The organism is Streptomyces sp. H27-D2, assembly GCF_035828615.1.
Taxonomy (GTDB): Bacteria; Actinomycetota; Actinomycetes; order Streptomycetales; family Streptomycetaceae; genus Streptomyces.
This window is the reverse complement of sequence record NZ_JAYMZR010000008.1, coordinates 98,465-124,473: the sequence shown is the minus strand read 5'-3', so window position 1 is coordinate 124,473 and position 26,009 is coordinate 98,465. Positions and strand designations below refer to the sequence as shown.

The 26,009-nt window shown below is 71.9% G+C and carries 22 protein-coding genes and 1 pseudogene; 16 read left to right on the top strand and 7 right to left on the bottom strand.

Annotated features, from left to right (window positions below):
• A partial coding sequence (locus QMK28_RS05730; protein WP_326435884.1) for a PP2C family protein-serine/threonine phosphatase occupies positions 1–824 on the top strand: 824 nt, incomplete at its 5' end.
• Between the two features lie 214 nt (positions 825–1,038).
• Positions 1,039–2,493, top strand: coding sequence for an aminopeptidase P family protein (locus tag QMK28_RS05725; protein WP_326435883.1), 1,455 nt, complete (start codon positions 1,039–1,041; stop codon positions 2,491–2,493).
• A 202-nt stretch (positions 2,494–2,695) separates the two neighbouring features.
• Here the strand turns inward: QMK28_RS05725 and QMK28_RS05720 are convergent, their stop codons facing one another.
• Positions 2,696–3,178 carry an ATP-binding protein gene (locus QMK28_RS05720; protein ID WP_326435882.1) on the bottom strand — a complete coding sequence of 161 codons (483 nt, stop codon included), beginning with the start codon at positions 3,176–3,178 and terminating at the stop codon, positions 2,696–2,698.
• 205 nt (positions 3,179–3,383) lie between these two features.
• On the opposite strand from QMK28_RS05720, the gene QMK28_RS05715 reads away from it, so the two are divergent.
• The 10 genes from QMK28_RS05715 to QMK28_RS05670 all read left to right on the top strand — a co-directional run bounded on the left by QMK28_RS05715 (position 3,384) and on the right by QMK28_RS05670 (position 15,035).
• Complete coding sequence (locus tag QMK28_RS05715; RefSeq protein ID WP_326435881.1) at positions 3,384–4,262, top strand: hypothetical protein; 879 nt, start codon at positions 3,384–3,386, stop codon at positions 4,260–4,262.
• A gap of 246 nt (positions 4,263–4,508) precedes the next feature.
• On the top strand, positions 4,509–5,183 hold the full coding sequence (locus QMK28_RS05710) for a YcnI family copper-binding membrane protein (RefSeq protein ID WP_326435891.1): 675 nt from the start codon (positions 4,509–4,511) through the stop codon (positions 5,181–5,183).
• 137 nt (positions 5,184–5,320) lie between these two features.
• Positions 5,321–6,016, top strand: coding sequence for an SCO family protein (locus QMK28_RS05705; protein WP_326435880.1), 696 nt, complete (start codon positions 5,321–5,323; stop codon positions 6,014–6,016).
• Positions 6,013–6,516, top strand: coding sequence for a copper chaperone PCu(A)C (locus QMK28_RS05700; protein WP_443050546.1), 504 nt, complete (start codon positions 6,013–6,015; stop codon positions 6,514–6,516). The genes QMK28_RS05705 and QMK28_RS05700 overlap by 4 nt, the downstream gene beginning before the upstream one ends.
• A 14-nt stretch (positions 6,517–6,530) precedes the next feature.
• The gene (locus QMK28_RS05695) at positions 6,531–8,720 is read left to right on the top strand and encodes a copper resistance protein CopC (RefSeq protein WP_326435879.1); all 2,190 of its coding nucleotides are present in this window, start codon (positions 6,531–6,533) and stop codon (positions 8,718–8,720) included.
• Positions 8,721–8,736: 16 nt separating this feature from the next.
• Positions 8,737–10,197, top strand: a complete 1,461-nt coding sequence (gene efeB, locus QMK28_RS05690) for an iron uptake transporter deferrochelatase/peroxidase subunit (protein ID WP_326435878.1) — start codon at positions 8,737–8,739, stop codon at positions 10,195–10,197.
• A gap of 246 nt (positions 10,198–10,443) precedes the next feature.
• Positions 10,444–11,370, top strand: coding sequence for a prephenate dehydratase (gene pheA / locus QMK28_RS05685; RefSeq protein WP_326435877.1), 927 nt, complete (start codon positions 10,444–10,446; stop codon positions 11,368–11,370).
• 583 nt (positions 11,371–11,953) lie between these two features.
• The gene (serS, locus tag QMK28_RS05680; RefSeq protein ID WP_326435876.1) at positions 11,954–13,231 is read left to right on the top strand and encodes a serine--tRNA ligase; all 1,278 of its coding nucleotides are present in this window, start codon (positions 11,954–11,956) and stop codon (positions 13,229–13,231) included.
• Between the two features lie 47 nt (positions 13,232–13,278).
• The gene (locus QMK28_RS05675; RefSeq protein ID WP_326435889.1) at positions 13,279–14,124 is read left to right on the top strand and encodes an HAD family hydrolase; all 846 of its coding nucleotides are present in this window, start codon (positions 13,279–13,281) and stop codon (positions 14,122–14,124) included.
• Between the two features lie 215 nt (positions 14,125–14,339).
• Positions 14,340–15,035, top strand: a complete 696-nt coding sequence (locus tag QMK28_RS05670) for a hypothetical protein (RefSeq protein ID WP_326435875.1) — start codon at positions 14,340–14,342, stop codon at positions 15,033–15,035.
• A gap of 64 nt (positions 15,036–15,099) precedes the next feature.
• Here QMK28_RS05670 and QMK28_RS05665 read toward each other — a convergent pair.
• Positions 15,100–15,517: pseudogene (locus QMK28_RS05665) on the bottom strand (helix-turn-helix transcriptional regulator); the annotation flags it as partial.
• 123 nt (positions 15,518–15,640) lie between these two features.
• On the opposite strand from QMK28_RS05665, the gene QMK28_RS05660 reads away from it, so the two are divergent.
• On the top strand, positions 15,641–17,116 hold the full coding sequence (locus QMK28_RS05660) for an FAD-binding oxidoreductase (protein ID WP_326435874.1): 1,476 nt from the start codon (positions 15,641–15,643) through the stop codon (positions 17,114–17,116).
• Here QMK28_RS05660 and pdxR read toward each other — a convergent pair.
• Positions 17,071–18,696: a MocR-like pyridoxine biosynthesis transcription factor PdxR gene (gene pdxR / locus QMK28_RS05655; RefSeq protein ID WP_326435873.1), complete on the bottom strand. Its 1,626-nt coding sequence runs from the start codon at positions 18,694–18,696 to the stop codon at positions 17,071–17,073. The two genes, QMK28_RS05660 and pdxR, sit on opposite strands and share 46 nt — an antisense overlap.
• Positions 18,697–18,897: 201 nt before the next feature.
• Between pdxR and QMK28_RS05650 the strand changes: the two genes are divergently transcribed.
• On the top strand, positions 18,898–19,608 hold the full coding sequence (locus tag QMK28_RS05650) for a FadR/GntR family transcriptional regulator (protein WP_326435872.1): 711 nt from the start codon (positions 18,898–18,900) through the stop codon (positions 19,606–19,608).
• Positions 19,609–19,682: 74 nt separating this feature from the next.
• A complete protein-coding gene (locus QMK28_RS05645; RefSeq protein ID WP_326435871.1) occupies positions 19,683–21,011 on the top strand; it encodes a CynX/NimT family MFS transporter in 1,329 nt (442 codons plus the stop codon).
• Between the two features lie 221 nt (positions 21,012–21,232).
• Here QMK28_RS05645 and QMK28_RS05640 read toward each other — a convergent pair whose 3' ends face one another.
• Genes QMK28_RS05640 through QMK28_RS05625 form a run of 4 tightly spaced genes read right to left on the bottom strand, consistent with a single transcriptional unit; the run spans position 21,233 to position 24,903 of the window.
• Entirely contained in the window at positions 21,233–21,952 is a 720-nt protein-coding gene (locus tag QMK28_RS05640) for an ABC transporter permease subunit (protein WP_326435870.1), read from the bottom strand.
• A 14-nt stretch (positions 21,953–21,966) separates the two neighbouring features.
• Complete coding sequence (locus tag QMK28_RS05635; protein ID WP_326435869.1) at positions 21,967–22,884, bottom strand: ABC transporter ATP-binding protein; 918 nt, start codon at positions 22,882–22,884, stop codon at positions 21,967–21,969.
• Positions 22,881–23,795 (bottom strand): ABC transporter permease, encoded by a 915-nt coding sequence (locus tag QMK28_RS05630; protein ID WP_326435868.1) that lies wholly within the window; start codon positions 23,793–23,795, stop codon positions 22,881–22,883. Before QMK28_RS05630 ends, QMK28_RS05635 begins: the two co-directional genes overlap by 4 nt.
• Entirely contained in the window at positions 23,785–24,903 is a 1,119-nt protein-coding gene (locus QMK28_RS05625) for an ABC transporter ATP-binding protein (protein ID WP_326435867.1), read from the bottom strand. Before QMK28_RS05625 ends, QMK28_RS05630 begins: the two co-directional genes overlap by 11 nt.
• Positions 24,904–25,117: 214 nt before the next feature.
• Between QMK28_RS05625 and QMK28_RS05620 the strand changes: the two genes are divergently transcribed.
• Complete coding sequence (locus QMK28_RS05620) at positions 25,118–25,966, top strand: M24 family metallopeptidase (RefSeq protein ID WP_326435866.1); 849 nt, start codon at positions 25,118–25,120, stop codon at positions 25,964–25,966.
• Positions 25,967–26,009: the final 43 nt, after the last annotated feature.

Below are 26,009 nucleotides of genomic sequence, written 5' to 3'. Positions count from 1 at the left end.
ACGACGAACCGGCCGAGCCCTCCGAGCGGCAGCGCCACCTCGTCGGCCTCTATTGCCGCTACGCCACCGAGCACATCGCCCGGCTGCTGGAGCTGTCCCGCGCCCGCGAGACGGTCGCCGCCCTCCGCGAGGAACTGCTGCCCAGCCGGCTGCCGCGGGTCCCCGGCGTCCGGCTCGCCGTACGGCACCGGACCGGGCCGCTCGGCGGCGGCGACTGGTACGACGCGCTGCCGCTGCCCGAAGGCGCGCTCGGGCTCGCCGTCGGCGGCGTCACCGGTTCGGGGCCGAGCGCCGTCGCCGCCATGGGACGGCTGCGCGCCAGCCTGCGCGCGTACGCCGTGATGGAGGGTGAGGACCCGGTCGCCGTGCTGTCCGACCTCGAACTGCTGCTGCGGCTGACGGAACCCGCGCGCAGCGCGACCGCGTTGTTCGCCTACTGCGAGCCCGCCCGGCGCAAGATCGTGCTCGCCGGGGCCGGACACTGCCCGCCGCTGATCATCGGCGAGCACCGCACCGAGTTCGTCGAGACCTCTCTCTCCGCGCCGCTCGGCATGCTCGCCTGCTGGGAGGCCCCCAGCGTCGAACTCGAACCGGCGCCGGGCGAGACGCTGCTGCTCTACAGCGACGGCCTGCTGCACCGCTCCGGCGACCCCATGGACCGCGCCTTCGCCCGGCTGCACGCCGCCGCGACCGGCCTGCCCAAGGCGCTGCGCGGCGACCCGGAGGCCATCGCGGACCATGTGCTGCGGACCGTGCTCCCGGAGGGGACCGACCAGGCGGACGGCACGGAGGACGTCGTGCTGCTCGCCGCTTGCTTCGACTGAGCAAGTTCGAGTGAGCGGGTTCGAGTGAGCAAGGTTCGACTGAGCGGGCAGACGGTGGCCGGCGGGCGAGTGCGGGCGGCTGTCCGCCCCGGCCGCCCCCGCCCGCTTTGGCTGACTTGCCGACTGCTTTGACGGATAGATCACAGATTCTGCCCCACTGTCCCTCTTCCACTCGCACATACGATGGTGGGAGGCCCAGTTCGAGGAGGATGTCGTGACCGAGCAGCCCGCGCCCGAGAACCCCGAGGGTGACGAGCCCATCAAGCAACGGAAGAACGGTCTGTACCCCACCGTGTCCGATGAGCTTGCCGCAAGCATGAAGTCCGGCTGGGCCGATACCGAGCTGCGCGACCTGCGGCCGATCGAGCAGGCCGGCGAAGCCGCCGCGCGACGGGCCGCGATCTCCGCGCGCTTCCCCGGTGAGCGGCTGGTGATCCCCGCCGGCAACCTCAAGACCCGTTCGAACGACACCGAGTACGCGTTCCGGGCCTCCACCGAGTACGTCCACCTCACCGGCGACCAGACCGAGGACGCCGTACTCGTCCTGGAACCGTCCGGCGAGGGCCACACCGCGGCCGCCTACCTGATGCCCCGCTCGAACCGCGAGAACGGCGAGTTCTGGCTGGACGGCATGGGCGAGCTGTGGGTCGGCCGCCGGCACAGCCTGGGCGAGGCCGAGCAGCTGCTCGGCATCCCCTGCCTGGACGTCCGTACGGCTGCCGACGCGCTCAAGGCGCTCGACGGCCCGGTCAGGATCGTGCGCGGGCACGACGCGGGCATCGAGGCGGCGCTCGCCGACCGGACCGACGCCGGCCGCGACGACGAGCTGAAGACCGCGCTCGGCGAGCTGCGCCTGGTCAAGGACGCGTTCGAGATCGGCGAGCTCCAGAAGGCCGTCGACTCGACGGTCCGCGGCTTCGAGGACGTCGTCAAGGTCCTCGACAAGGCCGAGGCGACCTCCGAGCGCTATATCGAGGGCACCTTCTTCCTGCGCGCGCGGGTGGAGGGCAACGACATCGGCTACGGCTCGATCTGCGCCGCCGGACCGCACGCCACCACCCTGCACTGGGTGCGCAACGACGGCGCGGTCCGCTCCGGCGAACTGCTGCTGCTCGACGCGGGCGTGGAGACCCACACCCTCTACACCGCGGACGTCACCCGCACGCTGCCGGTCAACGGCACGTACAGCGAACTCCAGCGCAAGATCTACGACGCCGTGTACGAGTCGCAGGAAGCGGGCATCGCGGCCGTCAGGCCCGGCGCCAAGTACCGCGACTTCCACGACGCCTCGCAGCGCGTACTCGCCGAGAAGCTCGTCGAGTGGGGCCTGCTGGAGGGCCCGGTCGAGCACGTCCTGGAGCTCGGCCTGCAACGCCGCTTCACACTGCACGGCACCGGCCACATGCTCGGCCTGGACGTGCACGACTGCGCCACGGCCCGCACCGAGACGTACGTGGGCGGGGTGCTGGAGCCCGGCATGGTGCTGACCGTCGAGCCCGGCCTCTACTTCCAGCCCGACGATCTGACGGTGCCCGCGGAATACCGGGGCATCGGCGTCCGGATCGAGGACGACATCCTGGTGACCGAGGACGGCAACCGGAACATGTCGGCCGCGTTGCCGCGCGCCTCGGGTGAGGTCGAGGCTTGGATGGCTCGGCTCAAGGGCTGAGCGGATGCCTGGTCGACGGCTTCGGTGGATCCGGCGGCTTCGGTGGGTCCGGGGCTGACGGGTTGACCGGTTGAGCGCGCATGGCAGGCGAACGGCACGGTGTACGGCGGTGGGCGCGGACAGTAGGTACTGTCCGCGCCCACTGGCGTTGCGTGCGGGCATTGCGTGCGGGCGTGCGTCGTGTGCGGGCGTGCCGCCTCTTTCAGGACGCTCTCAGCAGCGACGCGCCTTCCCGCCACTTGAGGATTTTGTCGAAGCTCACCACCGCGCCACGCCCCGGACCGTTCCGGTAGGCGACGTTGTCGGCGAGCGCCTCGATCAGGAAAAGGCCCCGCCCGTGTTCCTGGTGCACCGGAACGGGTTCGGACGCGCGGGCCGGGTCGTACGGGCGCGGATTGCCGCGGCGTCCTCGCCTAGCGCGTTTCGCGGGCAGGCCGGGGCCGGAGTCGGCGACCTCGATCCGGCAGGTGTCGCCCTCGATGAACGCGGTCACCCGGTAGTCCCCGCCGCTCGCGCCGCCTCCGTGCTCGACCGCGTTCGCGCACGCTTCGGAGAGCGCGAGGGCCAGCTCGAAGGAGATGTCGGGGTCGACCCCCGCCGTATCCATGGCGCCGATCAGCAACCGCCGGGCGAGTGGGACGCTCGCAGCATCGCGCCGCAAATGGAGTGACCACCACATGCTCATGCTCCAGCCTCCAGGCTGCGGCTCGACATACCGATACGTATTGCCGCAGGAGAGCGTCCGTATGCGTGCGATCGGTGTGATGACGCCCATTCGGCGGATGCGGGATCCCCGCGCACCGGTGTATGCCGACCGCCTGCGCACGCCCCCGCGCGCCCCCACCCCTGCCGTAGAGGGTCCGTAGCAGCGGTGGGATGATGACGCCGCCATGTCTGACTCCGTCGCGCGCGCCGGCGCCGATCTGCGACTGCTCAGGGCCGCGGTGTTCACCGCGGTCTGCGTCGCGCTGTCCGCCGCCGGACACGTGTTGGCCTCCTGCCAGACCGTCCCGCTGTGGACGCTGGGCGTCGGCGCTCTCGCGGTTTTCGCGGTCGCCGCGCCGCTCGCCGGGCGGGAGCGTTCGCTGCCGGGGATCGCGGCGGCGCTGGCCGTCGGACAGATCACGCTGCACTCGCTGTTCGGCCTCGGGCAGCACGGCGCGGCCATGCCGCGGCAGCACGCCGCCGCCGCCGCGTCCTCGGCCGGTACGAGCGGCACCCCCGAGGGCAAGCTGATCGCACTCGCCGGGCGGCTGCTCTGCAACCAGCCGCCGGTGCGGCTGAGCGTGGCCGAGGCGCAGCGCGTCGTCTCCGACGCCGGTCTCGGCCCGACCGCCCGGCAGCTGACGCACGCGATGCACTCGGCCCCCGAAGCGGCGGCCGGGTCGGCGGGAGCATCCGCGACCGCGCCGCACTCCCCCTCGCTGCTCGACACACTGCCGCCCTCGCTGCCGATGCTGCTCGGCCACCTGCTCGCCGCGCTGGCCGCGGGCTGGCTGCTGCGGCGTGGCGAAGTGGCCCTGTGGCGGCTCGTCGCACTGTCGGCGGGGTCGGCGCTCGGGGTTGCGGAGGGGGCGCTCGTACGGGCCCTGCGCGCCGCCGTGGCTTTCGTACAGGCCCTGCGCGCCGGCTTGCCGGGCGCGCCCGCGGCGGCGGACCGCTCGCGGCGCGCCCGGCCGTACGACAGGGGCAAGTCCGAACCCCGGGTGTCGGCACTCCAGCATTTCGTGATCCGCAGGGGTCCGCCGCACTTCGACCTCGCGGCCTGACGCGACGCTCCCCCGGAACGGCCGGGCGGGTGATCGCGCTGTCGCCCTAGCGCGTCGTCCCCCTTGTCGATCCGTCGATCACGCCTGCCTGTGATCGCAGCTGCCTATGGAGTGTCTTCACCCATGAACGCATCACGTATTCGCTCGTCCCTCGGCCGCGCCGACCGCACCGACAGCCCCCGTAGCGCCCGCAGCGGCTACCGGCTGCCGGTCATCGGCGGCGTCGCCGCCGCGTCCCTGCTGCTGATGGCGGCCCCCGCCTTCGCGCACGTCAGCGTGCAGCCCGGCGAGGCGCCCAAGGGCGGCTACAGCACCATCGCCTTCAAGGTGCCGAACGAGCGCGACGACTCCTCGACCGTCAAGCTCGAAGTCAGCCTCCCGGCCGACCACCCGCTCGCCTCGGTCATGCCGCAGCCGGTTCCCGGCTGGGACGTGAAGGTCACCAAGTCCAAGCTGGACAAGCCGCTGGAGATGCACGGCGAGACAATCAAGGAAGCCGTCTCCAAGGTGACCTGGACCGCCAAGAAGGACGGCGCGGTCAAGCCGGGCACCTTCCAGCAGTTCCCGCTCTCCGTCGGCCAGCTGCCCGAGGACGCCGACCAGCTCGTCTTCAAGGCCATCCAGACGTACGACGACAAGGAGGTCGTGCGCTGGATCGAGGAGCCCAAGGAAGGCGCGGCCGAGCCGGAGAACCCCGCGCCGACCCTCAAGCTGACGGCCGCCGAAGAGGACGGCCACGACGCCAAGCCGGCCGACAAGGCCGACGCCAAGGGCGGCCACGACGACGCCGAGGCGACCGTCGAGTCGTCGGACTCCGACAGCAGTGACAACACCGCCCGGGTACTCGGCATCGTCGGCATCGTCGTCGGCATCGCCGGTGTCGCGTTCGGCGTGCTCGCCGGACGCCGCCGCTCCGCCTGACGGGCCCCGCCAACCGCCTGTTGACCGGCTGTCAACCGGCCGGGACGACCGGTGCGACCGGACGCCGGGCCCGCGCACACGACGCGCGGGCCCGGCCGGCGCCCGCCCCGTACCCCTGTTCCGCTAGGAAGATCTTCATGCACCTCACCCACAGGCCCGCCCGCCGCAGCCGCACCGCGCTGCTCGGAGCGGCTCTCACCGCGGCCCTCGCGATCACGCTGACCGCGTGCGGCGGCTCCGACGACAAGAGCGCCACCAGCGACGACAACGGCAATGTGACGGTCTCCGGCGACGGAGCCGCGCAGCGGGCCGCGACCGTACTGGACCGGCCGTTCACCAAGCCCGACCTGGTCCTCACCGACACCGACGGCAAGAAGTACGACCTGCTGAAGGAGACCAAGGGCCGTCCGACCCTCCTCTACTTCGGCTACACCAACTGCCCGGACGTCTGCCCGCTGACGATGAGCAACATCGACGTCGCCACCCGCAAGCTGTCCAAGGCCGACCGCGCCGATCTGCGGGTCGTCTTCGTCACCTCCGACCCCGAGCGGGACACCCCCAAGCACCTCGGCAAGTGGCTGAGCGGCCAGGGCACCGACGTCGTCGGGCTGACCGGCGACTTCGACACCATCCAGGCCGGCGCGCGCACCGTCGGCGTCTCCATCGAGCCGTCGGTCAAGAAGAAGAACGGCGACATCGAGTCGACGCACGGCGCCCAGGTCCTCGCGTTCTCGCCGAAGGACGACAAGGCCCACGTCATGTACGACAAGGACGCGACCGCCGCGGACTACACGAAGGACATGCCCAAGCTCATCAAGGGGGAGAACCCGTGAACCGCCCCCTGAGCCCGCGGAGCGCGCTGAACCCGCTCCGCCCCGTCCGCTCGCCGCGTACCGCCGTGCTCCCCGCCCTGCTGGCGCTCGTCGTCGGCGCGGCGCTGGCCGGCTGCTCCTCCGAGCCGAGCGAGCCCGAGCTGAAGGCCGCCGGGGCCTACATGCCGGTGCCGATGACCGGTGACATGGCCGGTGGCTTCCTGACGGTGCGCAACTCCGGCGACACCGCTGACAGGCTCACCTCCATCACCAGCGACCTCTCCGACGACGTCCAGTTGCACAAGACTGTCGGCAACACGATGAAGCAGGTGAAGTCGCTCAAGATCCCGGCGAACGGCGAACTCGCGCTGAGCCGGGGCGGAAATCACGTCATGTTCGTCAAGCTGCGGCACAAACCGAAGCTCGGCGAGAAGGTGGCGGTGGAACTGCACTTCGCCACCTCCGATCCGGTGAAGCTGGAGCTCCCCGTCAAGGCGCCCAACTACAACCCCGAGCAGTGAGGGACTGACCCGCCATGCCGTCCACCGTCCCTCGCACCGGCCGCCGGGCGCACCGCTCCGGGCAGCCCCCGGCGCACCCCTCCCGGCGTCGCTCCGGCCGGGCCGCCGCCCTCGCACGGCTGCTGCTGACAGCCGCGGCGCTGCTCGGCGTGCTGCTCGGCGGCGCGGCCCCGGCCTCCGCGCACGCCGCACTGACCGGCAGCGATCCGGCGCAGGGGTCGGTGGTCGGCGCAGCGCCCAAGGAGGTCACGCTCACCTTCTCCGAGGGCGTCGCGATGTCCGACGACTCGATCCGCGTCCTGGACCCGAAGGGCGAACGGGCCGACTCGGGCAGCCCGCGCGACCTGTCCGGCGGCGGCACCGTCAGACTCGCCGTCGGCCTGCACTCCGGCCTGCCCGACGGCACCTACACCGTCGCCTGGCAGGCCGTCTCGGCGGACAGCCACCCGGTGTCCGGCGCGTTCACCTTCTCCGTCGGAGCGCCCTCCAGGACCACGGTCCCGCTGCCGGACCAGCAGGTCGGCGGCGGAGTCGTCGGCGCGCTGTACGGCATCGGCCGCTACGTCTCGTACGCCGGCTTCATCCTGCTCGTCGGCGGCGCGGCCTTCGTGCTGGCCTGCCGCCCGAAGGCCGCGACCGTACGGCCCGTACAGCGGCTCGTCGTCGGCGGCTGGGCGGCGCTCACCGCCTCGACCATCGTGCTGCTGCTGCTCCGCGCGCCCTACACCGGCTCGGGCAAGCTCGCCGACGCCTTCGACCTGGGCGCGCTGCGGCAGGAACTGGAGACCAAGCCGGGCGCGGCCCTCGTCTCCCGGCTGCTGCTGCTCGCCGCCGGCGCGCTCTTCGTCGCCGTGTTGTTCGGCGCGTACGCGCGCACCACGACAGCGCGCGCCCCTGCGAGCGCCCCCGCGCCTGCGACCGGCGACGCCGAGCGGAGCGTCGAGGCCGAGCAGGCCGAGAAGCAGCGCAAGGACCTCACCTTCGGGCTGGCCATCGGCGGCGTGATCGTCGCCGCCGGACTGGCCTCGACCTGGGCGATGGCCGAACACGCCTCGACCGGCATCCAGACCGGCCTGGCCATGCCGGTGGATGTGCTGCATCTGCTCGCGGTCGCGACCTGGCTGGGCGGACTCGCCGCGCTGCTGGTCTCCCTCTGCACAGGGCCGGGCGTCGAGCGCTCGGCGGTACGGCGCTTCTCCCGGATGGCGTTCGTCAGCGTGCTGACGCTGGCCGCGACGGGCGTTTACCAGTCCTGGCGGCAGGTCGGCTCCTGGGACGCGCTGACCTCGACGCGCTACGGGCAGCTGCTGCTGCTGAAGGTCGGTCTGGTCGCGGCGTTGGTCCTGCTGGCCGCCGTCTCGCGCCGCTGGACCGCGCAGCTCGGCGAGACGGCGGGGCTGGAGGCGGAGACGGAGGCTGAAGCCGGAGCAGGAGCCGGAGCAGGAGCAGGAGCCGGAGCCGGAGCCGGAGCCGGAGCAGGAGCAGGAGCCGAAGTCGTTACGAGCGGCGAAGCGCTGCCGGAGAAGGTCGGCGCGAAGGCTGGGACGAAGGCTGGGGCGAAGGCGGAGACAGAGGTCGGCGCGAAATCCGGCGCGAAAGCCACCGCTGCCACCCCGGCCGCCGCCGAACGCGCCACTCAGCTCGCCCGGCAGCGGGTCGCCTCCGACACCGCCCGCACCAAGCGCATCCGCGACGCCGACCCGGAGCGCGGCGGGCTGCGGCGGTCCGTACTCGCCGAAACCTCGATCGCCGTCGTGCTGCTCGTCGTGACCACCATCCTCACCAGCACCGAGCCCGGCCGTACCGAGGAGGAGGCGCGGACCGGCAAGCCCGTCTCCTCGGCCCCGGCGCCCGAGGAGACGGTGACGCAGGACATCCCCTTCGACACCGGTGGCAAGGACGGCAAGGGCATCGCCCAGATCGACCTCGACCCGGGCCGCACCGGCAGCAACAAGCTGCACCTCAGGACCCTGAAGCCGGACGGCAGGCCGCTGGACGCAGCGGAGGTGAAGGTCTCCTTCACCCTCAGGGCGAAGGACCTCGGGCCGCTGCCCGTCACGCTGGACAAGATCGGCCCCGGGCACTGGACCGCGAGCGGGGTCGGGGTGCAGATCCCGATGGCGGGAAACTGGCAGCTGTCGCTGTTGGTGCGCACTTCCGACATCGACCAGGTGACAGAGACCAAGAACGTGAAGCTCGACTGATGAAAGACCTCGTTCGATGACCGACCAGGGAAGTTCCAGTAGTTCGACCAGTTCCGGCGGTCCGGGCGGTCCCGGCGGTTCCGGCCGTCCGGGCGGCCCCGGCGGTTCCGGCCGTCCGGGCGGCCCCGGCGGTTCCGGCCGTCCGGGCGGCCCCGGCGGTTCCGGCCGTCCGGGCGGCCCCACAGGCGCGGCGGGCTCGCCGTCCTCACCGGGCCCGGAGACCTCCGCTACCTCCGCGGCCTCCTCCGCCTCCGCCATCTCCCGGCGGCGGCTGCTCGGGACCGCCGGCGCGACGGGCGCGGCGGGGCTCGCGCTCGGCGCGACGGGAGGCGCACTCGGTCACGCGTACGCCCGGAGCGCGGCCCCCACCGCGCTCTCCACGCTCGGCTCCAGCGCCGTCCCCTTCCACGGCGAGCACCAGGCGGGCATCACCACCCCACTACAGGCCCGCGGGCACCTCGTCGCCTTCGACCTGGCCCCCGGCGCGGACCGCAGGAGCGCGGCCGCGCTGCTGCGCCGCTGGTCGAAGACGGCCGAGGAGCTGACGGCCGGCCGGACGCCGCAGGGCGACACCACGGGCGTCGCGCTGGACGCCGGTCCGTCCTCGCTCACCGTCACCTTCGGCTTCGGCCACACCTTCTTCGGCCGTACGGGGCTCACGGCGCGGCGTCCCGACGCGCTCGAACCGCTGCCGGACTTCTCCGCCGACGCTCTCGACCCCGAGCGCGGCGGCGGCGACCTGTGGGTGCAGATCGGCTCGGACGACGCGCTGGTCGCCTTCCACGCGCTGCGTGCGCTGAGCAAGGACGCCGGGGCGAGCGCGCGGATCCGCTGGCAGATGGACGGCTTCAACCGGACGCCGGGCGCGACCTCGCGCCCCATGACCACCCGCAATCTGATGGGCCAGGTGGACGGGACCAACAACCCGAAGCCGTCGGACGAGGACTTCGACGAGCGGATCTTCGTGCCGCCGGGCGGGGACGCCCCGGAGTGGATGGCGGGCGGCTCGTACGCCGTCGTCCGGCGCATCCGGATGCTCCTCGACCCGTGGGAGAAGCTGTCGCAGGACCACCAGGAGAAGGTGATCGGCCGCCGCAAGGCGGACGGCGCCCCGCTCTCCGGAGGCAGCGGGACGACACCCATGGACCTCGACAAGACGGGCCCCGGCGGGAAGCTGGTCGTGCCGACCGACGCGCACGCCCGCGTCGCGGCCCCCGAGTCCAACCAGGGCGCGGCCATGCTGCGGCGGCCCTTCTCGTACCACGACGGCTCCCGCGACGACGGAGCCCCGGACGCCGGGCTGCTCTTCGTCTGCTGGCAGGCGGACCCGCTGCGCGGCTTCGTCCCGTTGCAGCGGAAGCTCGACCGCGGCGACGCGCTGTCCCGCTTCCTGCGCCACGAGGCGAGCGCGCTCTTCGCCGTACCGGGCGGCTGCGCGCCGGGCGAGTACGTGGGCCAGCGGCTGCTGGAGAGCTGAGCCGGCGACGCGGGGCGCGGGCGCGCGGGCCAGGGGCGCGGGCGCGTACGGCGCACTTCGCGCCGGGGCGCGAGGCCGAGCAGGCCGGGGCGCGAGTACGCCGGGCGCGGGCGGCTGGTGTGAGCGCGGGCGCGTGTGCGCGGGCGCGTGTGCGCGGAACGATCCAGGCTGAAGCCGTCCAGGAGCCGCTTTTGGCGGCGCTCGGTATCGTGACGACACTGTCTGATCACGAGGAGACGCACCAGAATGTCGGCGAGTCGCTACACCTATCTCGGTCCCGAGGGCACATTCACCGAGGCCGCACTGCGGACTCTGCCGGAGGCCGCCACTCGGGAGCTGATGCCCATGGTGTCCGTGCCGGCCGCGCTCGACGCCGTACGGAACGGTGAGGCGGGCGGCGCGTTGGTGCCCATCGAGAACTCCGTCGAGGGCGGGGTCACCGCGACGCTCGACGAACTCGCCACCGGCGCGCCGTTGATGATCTATCGCGAGGTGCTGCTGCCGATCGCCTTCGCGCTGCTGGTGCGGCCGGGCGTGAAGCTGTCGGACGTGAAGACGGTGACCGGGCACCCGGTGGCGCAGCCGCAGGTGCGCAAGTGGCTGGCGGCGAATCTGCCGGACGCGCTCTGGGAGTCGTCGGCCTCCAACGCGGACGGCGCGCGGCTCGTCCAGGAGGGGCGCTACGACGCCGCGTTCGCGGGCGAGTTCGCGGCGGTGACGTACGGGCTGCACCCCTTGGTCACCGAGATCCACGACGCGCAGAACGCGACGACCCGCTTCGTGCTGGCCGGCCGGCCGGCCAGGCCCGCGGCCCGTACCGGAGCGGACAAGACCTCGGTGGTGATCTGGCTGGGGGACGATCACCCGGGCGCGCTGCTGGAGTTGCTCCAGGAGTACGCGGCGCGCGGCGTCAACATGATGCGCATCGAGTCGCGGCCGACGGGGCAGGGGATCGGCCGTTACTGCTTCTCGATTGACTGCGAGGGGCACATCACGGACCGCCGGGTGGGCGAGGCGCTGATGGGGCTGAAGCGGATCTGTCCGCAGCTGCGGTTCCTCGGTTCGTACCCGAGGGCGGACAAGGTGCGTCCCGAGGTGCGGGTGGGCACGTCGGACGTCGCTTTCACCGAGGCGTCGGACTGGCTGACTCGTTGTCTTGACGGCCGGTCCTGACCCCTCCCACCTGGGATGCGGGAAAGCGTTCCGATTGCCGCTCCGAGTTGTCCACAAGTGGGCCCCAGTTATCCACAGGGCTGGTTCTCGACCTGGGGACAAGTCGACACGGGAATCCGACATGGTCGACAAATCGGCGTACACGCCTCACCCCGCACCGCAGTGCCGCAGGCCACCCCTCGTCAGCCCAATTCACGTGATCAACTCTTTGGAGGGAGACATTCCCACCCGAAAGAGTGGCTCCGTGCGGTTCGCCCAGGGAATGCGACACCCCCCATTCACCTCCCGGAACGACCAACTCCGACTTCCACAGGCCCTGCTCACAGCCTGTGGATAAAGGAATTCGATCCACTCGCTCCTGTGGACAACTCGTCGCCCATCACCCGCCGTTCGCCCGGCGAGCCCGTCAACGTCCCCCGTGGGCATGCCCCTTTTCAGCGAATTTTCAGCGATTGCGCTCGCATTCAACAGCACATCGGCGGGGCCTTTTCGCCACCTCCCCTTTTCGTTCCAAAAGGGACAAAGCGCCACGTGGGGAAATATCCCGTCGAGTACCCGCAGCGGGCACCGGTAGCCTGGTGGGGTGATTGACCTTCGCCTGCTTCGTGAGGACCCCGACCGTGTGCGCGCCTCCCAGCGCGCCCGTGGAGAGGACGTCGATGTCGTCGACGCTCTGCTCTCCGCCGACGAACGGCGCAGGTCGTCCGGCGTCAGTTTCGACGAGCTGCGCTCCGAGCAGAAGGCGCTCGGCAAGCTCATCCCCAAGGCCTCCGGCGACGAGAAGGCCGAACTGCTGAAGAAGGCCGGCGAGCTGTCCGCCGCTGTCAAGGCCGCCGACGCGGCCCAGGACGAGGCCATCGCGGACACCCAGCGCCTGCTGCTGCGGCTCGGCAACCTCGTGCACCCGGACGTGCCGGTCGGCGGCGAAGAGGACTTCACCGTCCTGGAGACCGTCGGCGCCCCGCGCGACTTCGCGGCCGAGGGCTTCGAGCCCAGGGACCACCAGGAAATCGGCCAGCTGCTCGCCGCCATCGACACCGAGCGCGGCGCCAAGGTCTCCGGCTCGCGCTTCTACTACCTGACCGGCGTCGGCGCGCTGCTGGAGCTCGCGCTCGTCAACGCGGCCATCGCCCAGGCCACCGAGGCCGGCTTCATCCCGATGCTCACCCCGGCGCTGGTCAAGCCGCGCGCCATGGAGGGCACCGGCTTCCTCGGCCAGGCCGCCGAGAACGTCTACCACCTGGAGAAGGACGACTACTACCTGGTCGGCACCTCCGAAGTGGCGCTCGCGGCCTACCACATGGACGAAATCATCGAGGCGGACAAGCTGCCGCTGCGTTACGCCGGCTTCTCACCCTGCTTCCGCCGCGAGGCCGGCACGTACGGCAAGGACACCCGCGGCATCTTCCGCGTCCACCAGTTCGACAAGGTCGAGATGTTCTCCTACGTCGACCCGGCGGACGCCGAGGCCGAGCACCAGCGGCTGCTGGAGTGGGAGAAGCAGTGGCTGACCGCGCTCGGGCTGCCGTTCCAGGTGATCGACGTGGCCACCGGCGACCTCGGCTCCTCGGCCTCGCGCAAGTTCGACTGCGAGGCGTGGATCCCGACCCAGGGCAAGTACCGCGAGCTGACCTCGGCCTCCAACTGCAATGAGTTCCAGTCGCGGCGGCTGTCGGTGCGGATGCGCGACGGCAAGCACGTCAAGCCGCTCGCGACGCTCAACGGCACGCTGTGCGCGGTCCCGCGCACCATCGTCGCGATCTTCGAGAACCACCAGCAGGCGGACGGCTCGGTGCGGGTCCCCGAGATGCTGCGTCCCTACCTCGGCGGCCGTGAGTTCCTGGAGCCCGTAGCCAAGTGAGCAGTGACAACGGCGGCGCGGGCCCGGCCTCCGCCGCCGCCCCCACCCTGGCCGCCCCCACCCTGACCGACTCCGCGCGGGACCTCCCGTACAAGCTGATCGCGACCGACCTCGACGGCACGCTGCTGCGTCCCGACGACACGGTCTCGCAGCGCACCCGGGACGCGCTCGCCGCCGTCACGGCGGCGGGCGCCGCGCACATCGTCGTCACCGGCCGGGCCGTGCCCTGGACCCGGCACATACTCGACGACCTCGGCTACCGGGGCCTCGCGGTGTGCGGGCAGGGCGCGCAGGTCTATCACGCGGGCGAACACCGGCTGCTGACCTCGGTCACCCTGGACCGCCGGCTCGCCGGACTCGCCCTCGCCAAGATCGAGGCCGAGGTCGGCCCGCTGTTCCTGGCCGCGAGCCGCGACGGCCTGGACGGCGACGTGCTGATCGGCCCCGGCTACACGCACCACGAAGGCCCGCTGCCGGTCGTCCGGGTGGGCGACCACAACGACCTGTGGACCGCCCCCATCAACAAGCTCTACCTCCAGCACCCCGGCCTCGGCGACGACGGCCTCGCGAAGGTCGCGCTCGACGTGGCCGGCGACCTGGTCGGCGTGACGATGGCCGGAGCGGGCATCGTCGAGCTGCTGCCGCTGGGCCTGACCAAGGCGACGGGCCTCTCGCTGGCGGCGCGGCGGCTGGGCATGAAGGCGGCGGACACCATCGCCTTCGGCGACATGCCGAACGACATCGCGATGTTCGGCTGGGCGGCGCACGGGGTGGCCATGGCCAACGCGCACGACGCGCTGAAGGCGGTCGCGGACGAGGTGACGTCGTCGAACGCGGACGACGGGATCGCGGTCGTGCTGGAACGGCTCTTCGGCCTCCCCCGTACGCAGTGACCGGCCTCGCCCGTACGCAGTGACTGTACGTTTATCGGCTCGTTGTCCACCGTGCGCGGAGGCAACTGGAGTTCGAGGCGTCGAGAGATCGTGAAGTAGCGGATTGCCGGTCGTCAGTACCGGTCATTGAGTTTGTGGCCACGTGAGCAGCCTTCGCTCCTGTGCCCTGGATACGGGCTTCCCCGACCGTTCCAGCTGAAGGGGGAGGCAATCCCATGCCACCCGAAGTCGTACTGATCGAATCGCGCGCGATGCGCGACAGCGTTGTGGAGCGCGTGGACGTTCTCGACAAGGTCAAGGTTTTGGCGTTGCTGCCGGATGGAGTGCACGCGACCACCGAGATCATCGCGAACTACTTCGCTGTGACCAAGGAGTCCGTCAAGAAGGTCACCCAGCGCCATCGCGAGGAACTGACCAGCAGCGGCATGATCGTGTTGCGCGGCGCTGACCTGCTGGAATTCAAGAGGGACAACATGTCCCTCTACCGGCAGGAAGCTTCAGGAAGTTATCCACAGCCCAAGTCGAACCTCACCCTCTATCCCCGCAGGGCGGTCCTCAACATCGCCATGCTGCTCCGCGACAGCGACGTCGCCCGGTGCGTCCGCGCCTACCTCCTGGACGTCGAGGAGACGCACCGCCGCTCGCCGGCCGAGCCGTCCGCCGACTACCACTCGCTCGACCGGAGGGTGACCGCCATCGAGTCCTGCCTCGCCGGTATCGGCCCGGTGCTCCAGGAGCTGGGTCCGGTCATCGGCAGGATCTCCGCGCGGCTCGACCGAGTGGATCAGCGACTCGATGACATCGATATGCGGCTGCACGCCACGAACCGGGTGGTGTGCGCGATGAGCGAGAGGCTCGCGGGGCTGACGGAGCTCACCCCGCCGCCTCGCCGTCGGCGGGGCCGGCGGTAGGCCGGGCGCGTCAGAGCCGGTGGCCGGGGCTTCGGTCCCGGCCACCGGTGCGTCGGGACAGCCCCAGATCGACGGCCGGTCGCGGGCCGGTCAGCCAGCGGTCGGGGTCGACGAGGATGCGCCGGCGGGTGAGTTCGGCGGCCGGGCGGTGCGGGGCGGGCAGCGCCACCATCACCTTGCGCCGAGCCGAGCGCGCCGTCCAGCCCGAGCGCGGCGTGCGCGCCCTGTGCGGCCAGGACGAACAGCGCCCGCGCCTCATCGGAGGTGAAGCCGGTGACGTCGGTGCGGAAGCCCGCGAGCAGGGCGATGCCGCCGTGCCGGCCGCGCTCGGCGTACACCGGCACCCCGGCTGTCGACAGCGCCTCGACGTCGCGGTAGATCGTGCGGACCGAGACTTCCAGCCGCGCGGCGAGTTCGGCGGCCGGCACCCGGTCGCGGGTCTGGAGGAGCAGCAGGATCGCGAGCAGCCGGTCGGATTTCACGTTCCCCGGGTGGACGAAAAACTTGACGGACGGTGTCAGGTAATCGCGAGAGGCTGGCCACCGCACCAACCACGCGGAACACCGACGACACCGGTCGACTCCGATGACACCGAGGAACCCGAGATGAACGACCAGCACGACTGCGATGACCGACACGGCCAGTGCGACCCGAACGACCCGAACCAGCAGAGCCGCCAGAGCCAGCAGAGCCTCAAGATCAAAGAGTTGGCCCGCGCCGTCCGGGGCCCGGTGTTCCTGCCCGGTGCGGAGGGATACGACGAGGAGCGGTCGGGCGCCCAGACCGGTCTGCGGCACCGGCCTGCCGTGATCGTCGGCGCGGACGGGGCCGACGATGTGCGCGTCGCGGTCGAGTTCGCCCGTGACCACCGGCTGCCGGTCGCCGTGCAGGCCACCGGGCACGGCATGTCGGTCGCCGCCGGGGGCGGTGTGCTGATCAGCACCCGCCGGATGTCCGGCGTGCGGGTGGACGCCGGGGCGCGCACCGCGTGGCTGGAAGCGGGAGTGCGCTGGGAGCGGGTCGTTCCGGAGGCCGCGCGGCACGGGCTCGCGCCGCTGAACGGCTCCGCCCCGCATGTGGGCGCGGTCGCGTACACCCTCGGCGGCGGGCTGGGGCTGCTGTCCCGGCAGTTCGGCTACGCGGCCGACCTGGTCCGCACGATCGAGGTCGTCACCGCCGACGCACGGCTGCGCCGCATCACGGCGGACAGCGACCCCGACCTGTTCTGGGCGCTGCTCGGCGGGCGGGACAACTTCGGCGTGGTGACCGGGCTGGAGATCGGCCTGCTGCCGGTGACCCGGCTGTACGGCGGCGGCCTGTACTTCGACGCGGACCTCGTGGAGGACGTGTTCCAGAGCTACCTGCGGTGGACGCGGACGGTGCCCGAGGAGATGAGTTCCTCGCTGGCCGTACTGCGGCTCCCGGACGTCCCGCAGATCCCGGAGCCGATCCGGGGCCGCCGCGTCATCCACGTACGGATCGCGTACACGGGCGGCCCGGCGGACGGCGAGCGGCTGCTCGCGCCGCTGCGGGCGGTCGGGCCGCGGCTGACGGACACCGTCGAGGACATGCCGTACACGGCCTGCGGCACCATCCACAACGACCCGTCCAGGCCCATGGCGTGGACCGGGGACAACGTACTGCTGAGCGATCTGGACGCGCCGGCCGTACGGACCGTCCTCGCGCTGACCGGGCCCGACGCGCCGGTCCCCTGCATCGTCGAACTGCGCCACCTCGGCGGCGCGCTCGCCCGGAAGCCCGCGACCGCCAACGCGGTCGGGCACCGGGACGCGCAGTACCTACTGGGCGTACTTTCGCCGCTGGGCGACGATTTCGGCCTCGACGCCGTCCAGCCGGTGCACCGGCGGCTGATCGAGGCGCTGGCACCGTGGTCGGCCGGCCGGAACCTGAACTTCATGGGGTTCGGCGAGAACGCGACGGCCGAACGGGTGCGGTCCGCCTACGACCCGGACGACTACCGGCGGCTCACCGAGCTCAAGGCTGTCTTCGATCCCGCCAACACCTTCCGCCTCAACTACAACGTGCCGGCGGCGGGATCGGGCTCTCCGGCCGGGGTTTGAGGGGTGGGCCGGGTCTGAGCGGTCGGCGGGGCCTGGGCGGGGGCCGGGGCCGAGGCAGGCGCCGGGGTCTCGCCGGGGGCCGGGTCCAGGGCGGGCGCCGGGGTCTGCTCGGACCCCGCAGCCGCTGTCGTCGCCCCCTCCGAAGGCGGCGGCAGCGCCCGGCACAGCGTGTCCAGGGCCGCGCCGTACGCGTGATCCGGTGGCGCCGCGTAGCCGGTGACCAGGCCGTCCACGGCCGGCATGGTCGCCTCGGGGTGGCGGAAGTCGGCCAGCCCGTCGAGCGCGAGACCCTGCCGGCCGGCCGCTTCGACGATGGACTGCTCGGTGCCGGGCGGCAGCCGCAGCACCGCGTGCAGACCGGCGGCGATGCCGGTGGCGCGGATGTGCGGGGCGTGTTCGGCGAGGGTGGTGACGAGCAGATCGCGGCGGCGGCGGTAGCGCTGGCGCATCCGGCGGATGTGGCGGTCGTAGCCGCCGGACTCGATGAGGTCCGCGAAGGTGAGCTGGTCCAGGACGCTCACCCACGCCTCACGTTCGCCCTTCGCATCGAGGACGTCGCCCACGAGGTGTTCGGGCAGCACCATCCACCCCAGCCGCATCGCGGGCGACAGGCTCTTGCTCACCGAGCCGACGTAGATCACCCGCTCGGGGTCGAGTCCCTGCAACGCGCCGATCGGCCGCCGGTCGTAGCGGAACTCGCCGTCGTAGTCGTCCTCCAGGATCAGCCCGTCGTGGCCGCCCGCCCAGTCGATGACGTCCGCCCGCCGTCCGGCCTCCAGCGGTCCGCCGGTGGGGAACTGGTGGGCCGGGGTGAGCAGTACGGCCCGTACGCCCTTCATCGCGGCCGACTCGGTCAACTCGGCGGTCCGGGCGCCCTGTTCGTCGAGGGTGAGCGGGACGGTACGGACCGACGCGGCGGCCAGGATCGAGCGGTGGAAGGCGAGGCCGTACGACTCCACCGCCACCGGCCCGGGGAGCACCCGTTCGCACAGCAGCCGCAGGGCGTGCCCGAAGCCGGAACAGATGACGATGCGGCCGGGCTCCGTGCGCACGCCCCGGGCGCGCGCGAGGTACTCGGTGAGCGCCCGGCGCAGTTCGATCCTGCCCTGCGGATCGCCTGGGCCGAACGCCTCGTTGGGGGCGGCGTTCAGCGCGCGGCGGGCGGAGGCGAGCCAGGCGCTGCGGGGGAAGGAGGCGGCGTCGGGCACGCCCGGCCGCAGGTTGTGCGCGGGCGCGGCGTGCGCCGGGGCGTGCGGGCGGCGCGCCGGCGCACTGTGTACGGGAGCGGCGGCGAGCGGCTCGGCGCGCCGGGCCACGCGGGTGCCGGAGCCCTGCCGGGCGGTGAGCCAGCCCTCGGCGATCAGTTCGGCGTACGCGTCGGCGACGGTGTTGCGGGCCAGGCCGAGGTCAGCGGCGAGCGAGCGGTACGGCGGCAGCCGGGTGCCCGCGGCCAGCCGCCCGGTGCGTACCGCGTCGCGCAGCGTGCGGATGAGGACCGCGCGCCGGCTGCCCGTGCCGGACAGTTCCAGGTGCAGATCACTGCCGATCCGCTCGGCCATATTGACCCATGTTTCTGCCATAGACATACACCCTACAGAGGGTCGCTTGCCCAGCATCCGATACTCAGTGCCACATACATCCATTCAGTTGTAGGATGACTGGGCAACCGGATGAATCACCCACGGCGGCAGCCGATCCAGCGGCCCCGACTGATGAGCGGCCCGGCGGACCGGACACGACACGAGCACAAGAACACGAGCGATCGAGCAGGGGAGCACCACGTGGCACTGCGGGCGGCGGGACGGCAGTCCCTGGTGGACAGCGTCGTCGACCAGCTGCGGGCGCAGCTCGCCGACGGCGAGTGGAAGGTCGGGGAGCGCATCCCCACCGAGCACGCGCTGGCCGAGCAGTTGCAGGTGGGCCGGAACACCGTGCGGGAGGCCGTACGGGTGCTCGTGCACGCGGGGATGCTGCGCTCGCGGCAGGGCGAGGGCACCTTCGTGGCGTCCACGACCGATCCCGGCGACATCATGCGCGACCTCCAGCGGGCCGGTATCCGGGACGTGCTGGAGTTGCGGATCGCGCTGGAGGCCGAGGGCGCGCGGCTCGCGGCGCTGCGGCACGACGGCGCGGATCTGGCCAGGATGCGGGCGGCGCTGGACGCGCAGGCGGACCTGGAGGACGCCGAGGGGCAGCCCGAACACGACAACCACGAGCTGTACGCGGACCACGACGTCGCCTTCCACACAGCCGTCGTCGAGGCCGCCCACAACACCGCGCTGACCGCGACGTACCGCTGGTTCAGCAGCTCGGTGCGGGAGGCGCTGCTGACGGCGCTCGGGGACCGCGAGATGCCGCGGATCGTGCCGGGCGACCACCGGGCCGTCGTCGCCGCCATCGCCTCGGGCGACCCGGACGCGGCCGAGGCGGCGGCGCGCTCGCTGCTCGACGGTCCGAAGCAGGCCGTGGAAGCGCTCCTCTCGGCGCGTTGACGCCGCCCGCGCCCCACCCGCACCCCACCCGCACGCCCCCCACCACACGATCAGTGACGTAAGAGGTACTCCCCATGCCCGCGACCAGGTCAGACAGCCCACCCGCCGAAGCCGTGCTCGTCGAGGCCCCCCTCATCGACGCCGAAGAGGACCTGGCCCCCGCGCCCCCGGTCGTCGCGGCCCGGCGGCGGCTGCGTGCCCACCCCGCGCTCGTCATGGTCGGCATCGTGCTCGCCTCGCTCAACATGCGGGCCGCGCTGGCCGGTGTGTCGCCCGTACTGAGCGAGATCGGCGACACCTTCCACCTGACCGCGACGGCGAGCAGCCTGGTCACCACCATCCCGCTGATCTTCATGGGCCTGGCCTCGCCGCTCGCGCCCCGGCTGGCCAAGCGGTGGGGTACCGAGACGGTGCTGTTCGGCGCGCTGGTGCTGCTGTGCGGCGGCATTCTGCTGCGGATCGCGCCGCCCGTGGTGACGCTGTTCGGCGGCTGCGCGCTCGTCGGCATCGCGATCGCCCTGCTCAACGTGCTGATGCCGGGCCTGATCAAGCGGGACTTCCCGGAGCGCGCTGCCGGGATGACCGCGCTGTACTCGACGGCGATGATCCTGGGCGCGACCGTCTCGGCCGCCTCCGCCGTGCCGCTGGAGAACGCGCTCGGCGGCTGGCAGGGCTCGCTCGCCTCGTGGGCGCTGCTCGCGGCGTTCGCCGCCGTCGTCTGGATACCGCAGGCGGTCATCGCCCGGCGCGGCACGCACCACGGTGAGGCCGCCGCCGCTCCGGCGCACGCCTCCCAGCCGCACGCCCCCGGCGCGGACGCCCCGAAGCTCTCGCGCTCCCCGATCGCCTGGCAGGTCACCCTGTTCATGGGTTCCCAGTCGCTGATCGCGTACGTGTTCATCGCCTGGCTGCCGACGATCCTCACCGACCACGGGATGGCCAAGGGGACGGCCGGTCTGGTCTTCGCGTTCAGCACGCTGGTGCAGATGATCGGCTCGTTCGTGGTGCCCCTGCTGGCCGGACGGATGCGCAGCCAGCGCCCGCTCGCCTGCATGGTCGCGGCGCTGATGGCGTCGGGGATCACCGGCCTGCTGATCGCGCCGGTGGCCGGCGCGTGGCTGTGGGCGGCGCTGATCGGCGTCGGCCAGGGCGGCGCGCTCGGCCTCGCGCTGACCATGATGGTGCTGCGCTCCAAGGACGCGCACACCGCCGCACGGCTCTCCGGCATGGCGCAGACCTGGGGCTACCTGCTCGCGGCGGCCGGCCCGTTGGTCCTCGGCGCGGTCCGCCAGGCGACCGGCGGCTGGACGCTGCCGCTCGCGCTGCTGCTGGGCGTGTGCGTCGGCCTGGTTCTGCTGGGGCTGGGCGCGGGGCGCGACCGGCGGATCGGCGAAGCGGTCTGAGCGCCCCTGCACGGGCGAGTTTGAGCGCCCTGCACGGGCGAGGGGGAACCACCACCGGCGAGGGGCCCGGCTGCGGCCATCCGGACGGTGCCGGGCCCCTTCTCGCGCAGGTGGCTCCTGTTGCGAATTCACGCGTACGCGCCCCCTCGTGCGAGCCCGCGTGCCGCGCGCTCCCGTGCGCCCCGCGCGGACGCCGTGCGCGCTCCCGCGCGCAACGCCGCCTACTCGTCGCCCGCCAGGGTGAGCGTGCGCAGCTTCTGGCCCGCGAACCAGGTGGCGGCGACGGTGACGCCCGCCAGCAGGACGACCGCGAGCGGCAGCCCGACGTCCGAGGTGATCGCGCCTTCGCCGGCGATCTTCTGGGCGAGGGCGAGCGACCACTGCTGGACGCTGAGCGTGCGGGCGCCCGGCACCAGGCTGCCGAAAAGGGTCTCCCAGACCAGCGCGTAGACGAGACCGACGACCACCGCGTGCCGGGTGATGGTGCCGAGCAGCAGGAAGACCGCGCTGTACGCGATGGAGGCGACGGCCGCCGCGACCGTGTAGGCGACGGCCATCTGCTGGCTGTTGCCGTTGAGCAGGAGTCCGGCGAGCAGAGTCGGGACGGCCGAGAAGACGACGGTGACCCCGACGGCGACGATCAGCTTGGTCATGATGATCGTCGGGCGCTTCACCGGCTTCGCCAGCAGATAGACGATCGAGCCGTCGTCGATCTCGGGACCGATGGCGCCCGTACCGGCGATGACGCCGATCAGCGGGACCATGGTGGCGAGCCCGAAGCCGCCGAGGATCGCGTTGGCCGTGGCGTCGTCGGCGCCGGTCAGGGCGCGTACGGCGATGGAGATGAGCAGGAGGAGCGCGGGCAGCGCGAAGAGGATCAGAGCGCGGCGCCGGCCGAGCAGGGCCCGGTAGGTGAGCCGGGCGACAGTGGCGTTGTACATCGCTTGAGGCTCCTTTACGCCGCTACGAGATAAGAGAAGACGCTCTCCAGGGACTCGTCGGAAGGCGAGACCGTGAGGAGCCGGATGCCGTGCGCGCGGGCGACCTGCGGCAGCAGTTCGGTGAAGCGCGTGAAGTCGACGGCCTGGATGCGCAGCGCCTTCTCGGTGAGGTCCACCTCGACGCCCGCGGTGGAGGGGTCGGCGATGAGCGCGGCGGCGAGCGCGCGGTCGTCGCTGGACCGGACGAGATAGCGGTGCGGGCGGTCGGTCATCAGCCGGCGGATCTTGCGGAAGTCGCCGGAGGCGGCGTGCCGGCCTGCGACGACGACCTCGATGTGGCTGGCGAGCTGCTCGACCTCTTCGAGGATGTGGGACGAGAACAGGACCGTGCGGCCCTCCTCGCCCATCCGCCGCAGCAGGTCCATCAGCTGCATGCGCTGGCGCGGGTCCATGCCGTTGAAGGGCTCGTCGAGCAGCAGCACGGACGGCTCGTGGACCAGCGCGGACGCCATCTTCACGCGCTGCCGCATGCCCTTGCTGTACGTGGCGATCTTGCGGCTCGCGGCGTCCAGCATCTCGACCGTGGCGAGCGCCTCGCGGGCCGCGGCGCGCGGGTCCTTCAGGCCGTGCAGCTCGGCGTTGGCGATGACGAACTCGGCTCCGGAGAGGAAGTCGTACATCCCCTCGCGCTCGGGCACGATGCCGATCCGGCGGTAGGTCTGCTCGTTGCGCCAGACCGCCGTGCCGTCGAGGGTGACGGTGCCGGTGGAGGGCGCGAGGAAGCCGCCCATCATGTTGATGAGGGTGGATTTTCCCGCGCCGTTGGGGCCGAGCAGGCCGGTCACCCCGGGTTCGATGGCCATCGTCACGTCATTGACGGCGACGACGTTGCCGAACCAGCGGGAGACGTGGTCGATGTTGATGGTGGTCACAGCCCGACCTTCCGGTAGCGGCGCATGAGCAGGCCGTACGAGCCGGCGATCAGGCCAATGGTGACGAGGAGATAGACGGCGCCGGCCGCGCTGCTGGGCTCGTAGCCGCCGGGGAAGGCCGAGGTCGCCCCGAGGAACTTGCTCTGCACGCCGTCGATGAGGGTGATCGGCGAGAAGAGGCCGAGCCAGCCGATCGCGCCGCTGCTGTCCTGCTCGAAGGCGATGGCCTGGACGGTGCTGACCGCGCCGTAGGAGAGCGTCAGCACGGCGATCACGGCGGCCACGCCGAAGCCCCGGCGGGGCGTGAGCGCGGCGACGACCAGGCCGACGCCGGCGAACAGGAGCGAAAGCAGCGCCGTCGCGACGAGTCCTTGCGCGAAGCCCTTCGTCTGGTCGGCGAAGTCGAGTTCGGCGAGCAGCGCGCCCACGTAGAGCACGATGACGGGAGCGGCCGTGAGGATGAACAGGGCCGAGGCCATCGCGGCGAATTTGGCCACGACGTAGTCGCCGCGCTCGATGGGGCGCGAGAAGTACAGCGGGATCGACTTGAAGCGCAGGTCGCGCGAGACGGACTGCGGAGCCTGCGCCGCGACGAACAGGCCGATGACCGCCTGCAGCAGGATCGCGTAGCGGGTGTACTCGACCGGCAGGCTCTTCGCGTGGGTGGCGACCGCCACCGCGACGATGATCCCGGCGGGCAGGCACATCACGCCGAAGAGGAGCATCGGCAGCACCTTGGACTTCGCGGAGCGGCCGAGTCCGAACGCTCCGCGCAGGCTCTGCGCGAAGAGCGAGCGGCGGGCGTACGCGCGGCCGAGGCGCGGGCCGTCGTAGTGGCGGTAGCCGATGTTGTGGATGACGTCCGCGGGAGCGGTGCGGGCGAGTGCGGGCACGGTGGTCTCAGGCGGCATCGCGGCCAGCTCCTGTCGTGGTCGCGTCGGGGGCGACGGCGGCGTGGGCGGGACTCGCGGACCGGCCGTCGCCGTTGCCGTTCTCGATGGTGCCGCCGTTGTCAGCGCCGCCGTTGTCGCGGAAGACCTCCGCGATGCGGTGCCGTCGCTGTTCCATCCGCACCAGGCCGAGGTTCAGCTCGGCGATGGCGTCCCGCACCGTGTCGTAGGTGTCCTCGCCGGCTATGTCCACCAGCAGGATGTGCTTGGACACGGGCGCGTCGCCGACGGCCCGGCTGGCGGGCTGCACGGTGAGGCCGGCGGCGGCGAGCGCGACCCGCAGCGCGGCCGCGCCGTCCGGGTGCGTCTCGGTGTCGGTGACCTCGACCGCGAGCGAGGCTGTGGTCTGGGTGAAGTCGCTGGTGGAGCTGGAGCGGAGCAGCCGTCCGCCGTCGATCACCACGACGTGGTCGCAGGTGCGCTCCAGTTCGCCCAGGAGGTGCGAGGTGACCAGGACCGAGATGCCGAAGTCGGTGTGGATGCGCCGGATCAGCCCCAGCATGTCGTCGCGGCCGACCGGGTCGAGCCCGTTGGTCGGCTCGTCGAGAAGCACCAGCTGCGGGTCGTGGACGAGCGCTTGGGCGAGCTTGACGCGCTGCTTCATACCCGTCGAATAGCCGCCGATGGGGCGGTACCGCTCCTCGTACAGCCCGACGTGGCGCAGCGTGTCGGCGGTGCGCTCCCGCGCGGCGGCGGGCGGCAGGCCGGACATCCTCGCCATGTGGACGACGAATTCGGTCGCCGAGACGTCGGGTGGCAGACAGTCGTGCTCCGGCATGTAGCCGACTTGTTCGCGGATGGCGCTGCCTTCAGTGGCCACGTTCAGACCCAGGACGGCGGCGCTGCCCTCGGTGGCGGGGGACAGACCCAGCAGGATCTTGATCAGCGTTGATTTGCCGGCTCCATTGGCGCCCACCAGACCGGTTACACCCGGTGCGATGTCCATGGAGAGCCGGTCCAACGCGGTCACCCGGGGGAACCGCTTGCTCAGACTTTCGGTTGCGATCACAGTCACGTCATCGACGGTAGTGGCGAGGACCAGTGGCGACGTCCGCCCTGACGGTTGCATCTGTGTCGTCCTCCAGGGTGACGGCCCCGTAAGGGACAGGCCCGTGGGATGAGCGGGCCCGGGGACTTGGGCATGGGGACCGGGGCATGGTCACTGATCGGCGGGGAAGTTATCCACAGGTCGGGCACAGCCCTTGACGCAGCCAGCGGACGTTGTCACATTCATCAGTGTCAGGTTCGCTCGACGCACGCCGCTCAGGGACGGACGGTTGCCGATGACTTCAGCAGTCGACAGTGGACTCACCGCCGAACTGCGGGGGTTCCAGGCGGTACAACGTCTCGCGTACGCATGCGCGGAGGCGGTGGCAGCACAGCTGCGACCAGGGGTGACAGAACGGGAAGCGGCCCGGATGCAGCGCGATTGGCTGCGCGAGCGCGGGGTGCGGGACTGGTTCCACCTCCCCTTCGCCTGGTTCGGGGACCGCACGGCCTTCACGAACTTCCGAATACCCCTGCAGTTCTTCCCGACGAACCGGAAGCTGGAGCCGGGGATGCCCTTCGTCCTCGACATGGCACCGGTCCACGAGGGCTTCACCGCCGACATCGGCTACTCCGGCTGCCTGGGTCTGAACCCGGTGCACGACCGGCTGCTCGCCGACCTCGAACCGCACCGCGAGCTGATCCTGCGCGAGGTGCGCGAACGGCGCCCGCTGCGGGACATCTACGAATCCGTCGAGCGGCTCATGGTCCGGCAGGGGTACGCCAACCGGCACCGCGCCTATCCGTTCGGCGTGATCGCGCACAAGATCGGCCGGGTCAAGGAACGGCGCTGGTCGCCGACGGTCTTCGGGTTCGGCACCCAGAGCCTCAAGGGGCTCGCCTCGGACGCGCTGCACGGCCACCGCGACGGCTGGTCGCCGCTGTGGAGCCCGTACACCTTCTCCGACCACCCGCCGCAGCCGGGCCTGTGGGCGGTGGAGCCGCACCTGGGCTTCCGGGGCACGGGCGCGAAGTTCGAGGAGATCCTGGTGGTCACCGACTCCAAGGACCCCGAGCAGAGCGCCTTCTGGCTGGACGACGATCTGCCGCACGTGCGGCGCTGGACAGAGGAGAAGGCCGCGTGAGCGAGGATTCCGGTCCCCAGGGCCATCACGGTCCCCAGGACCA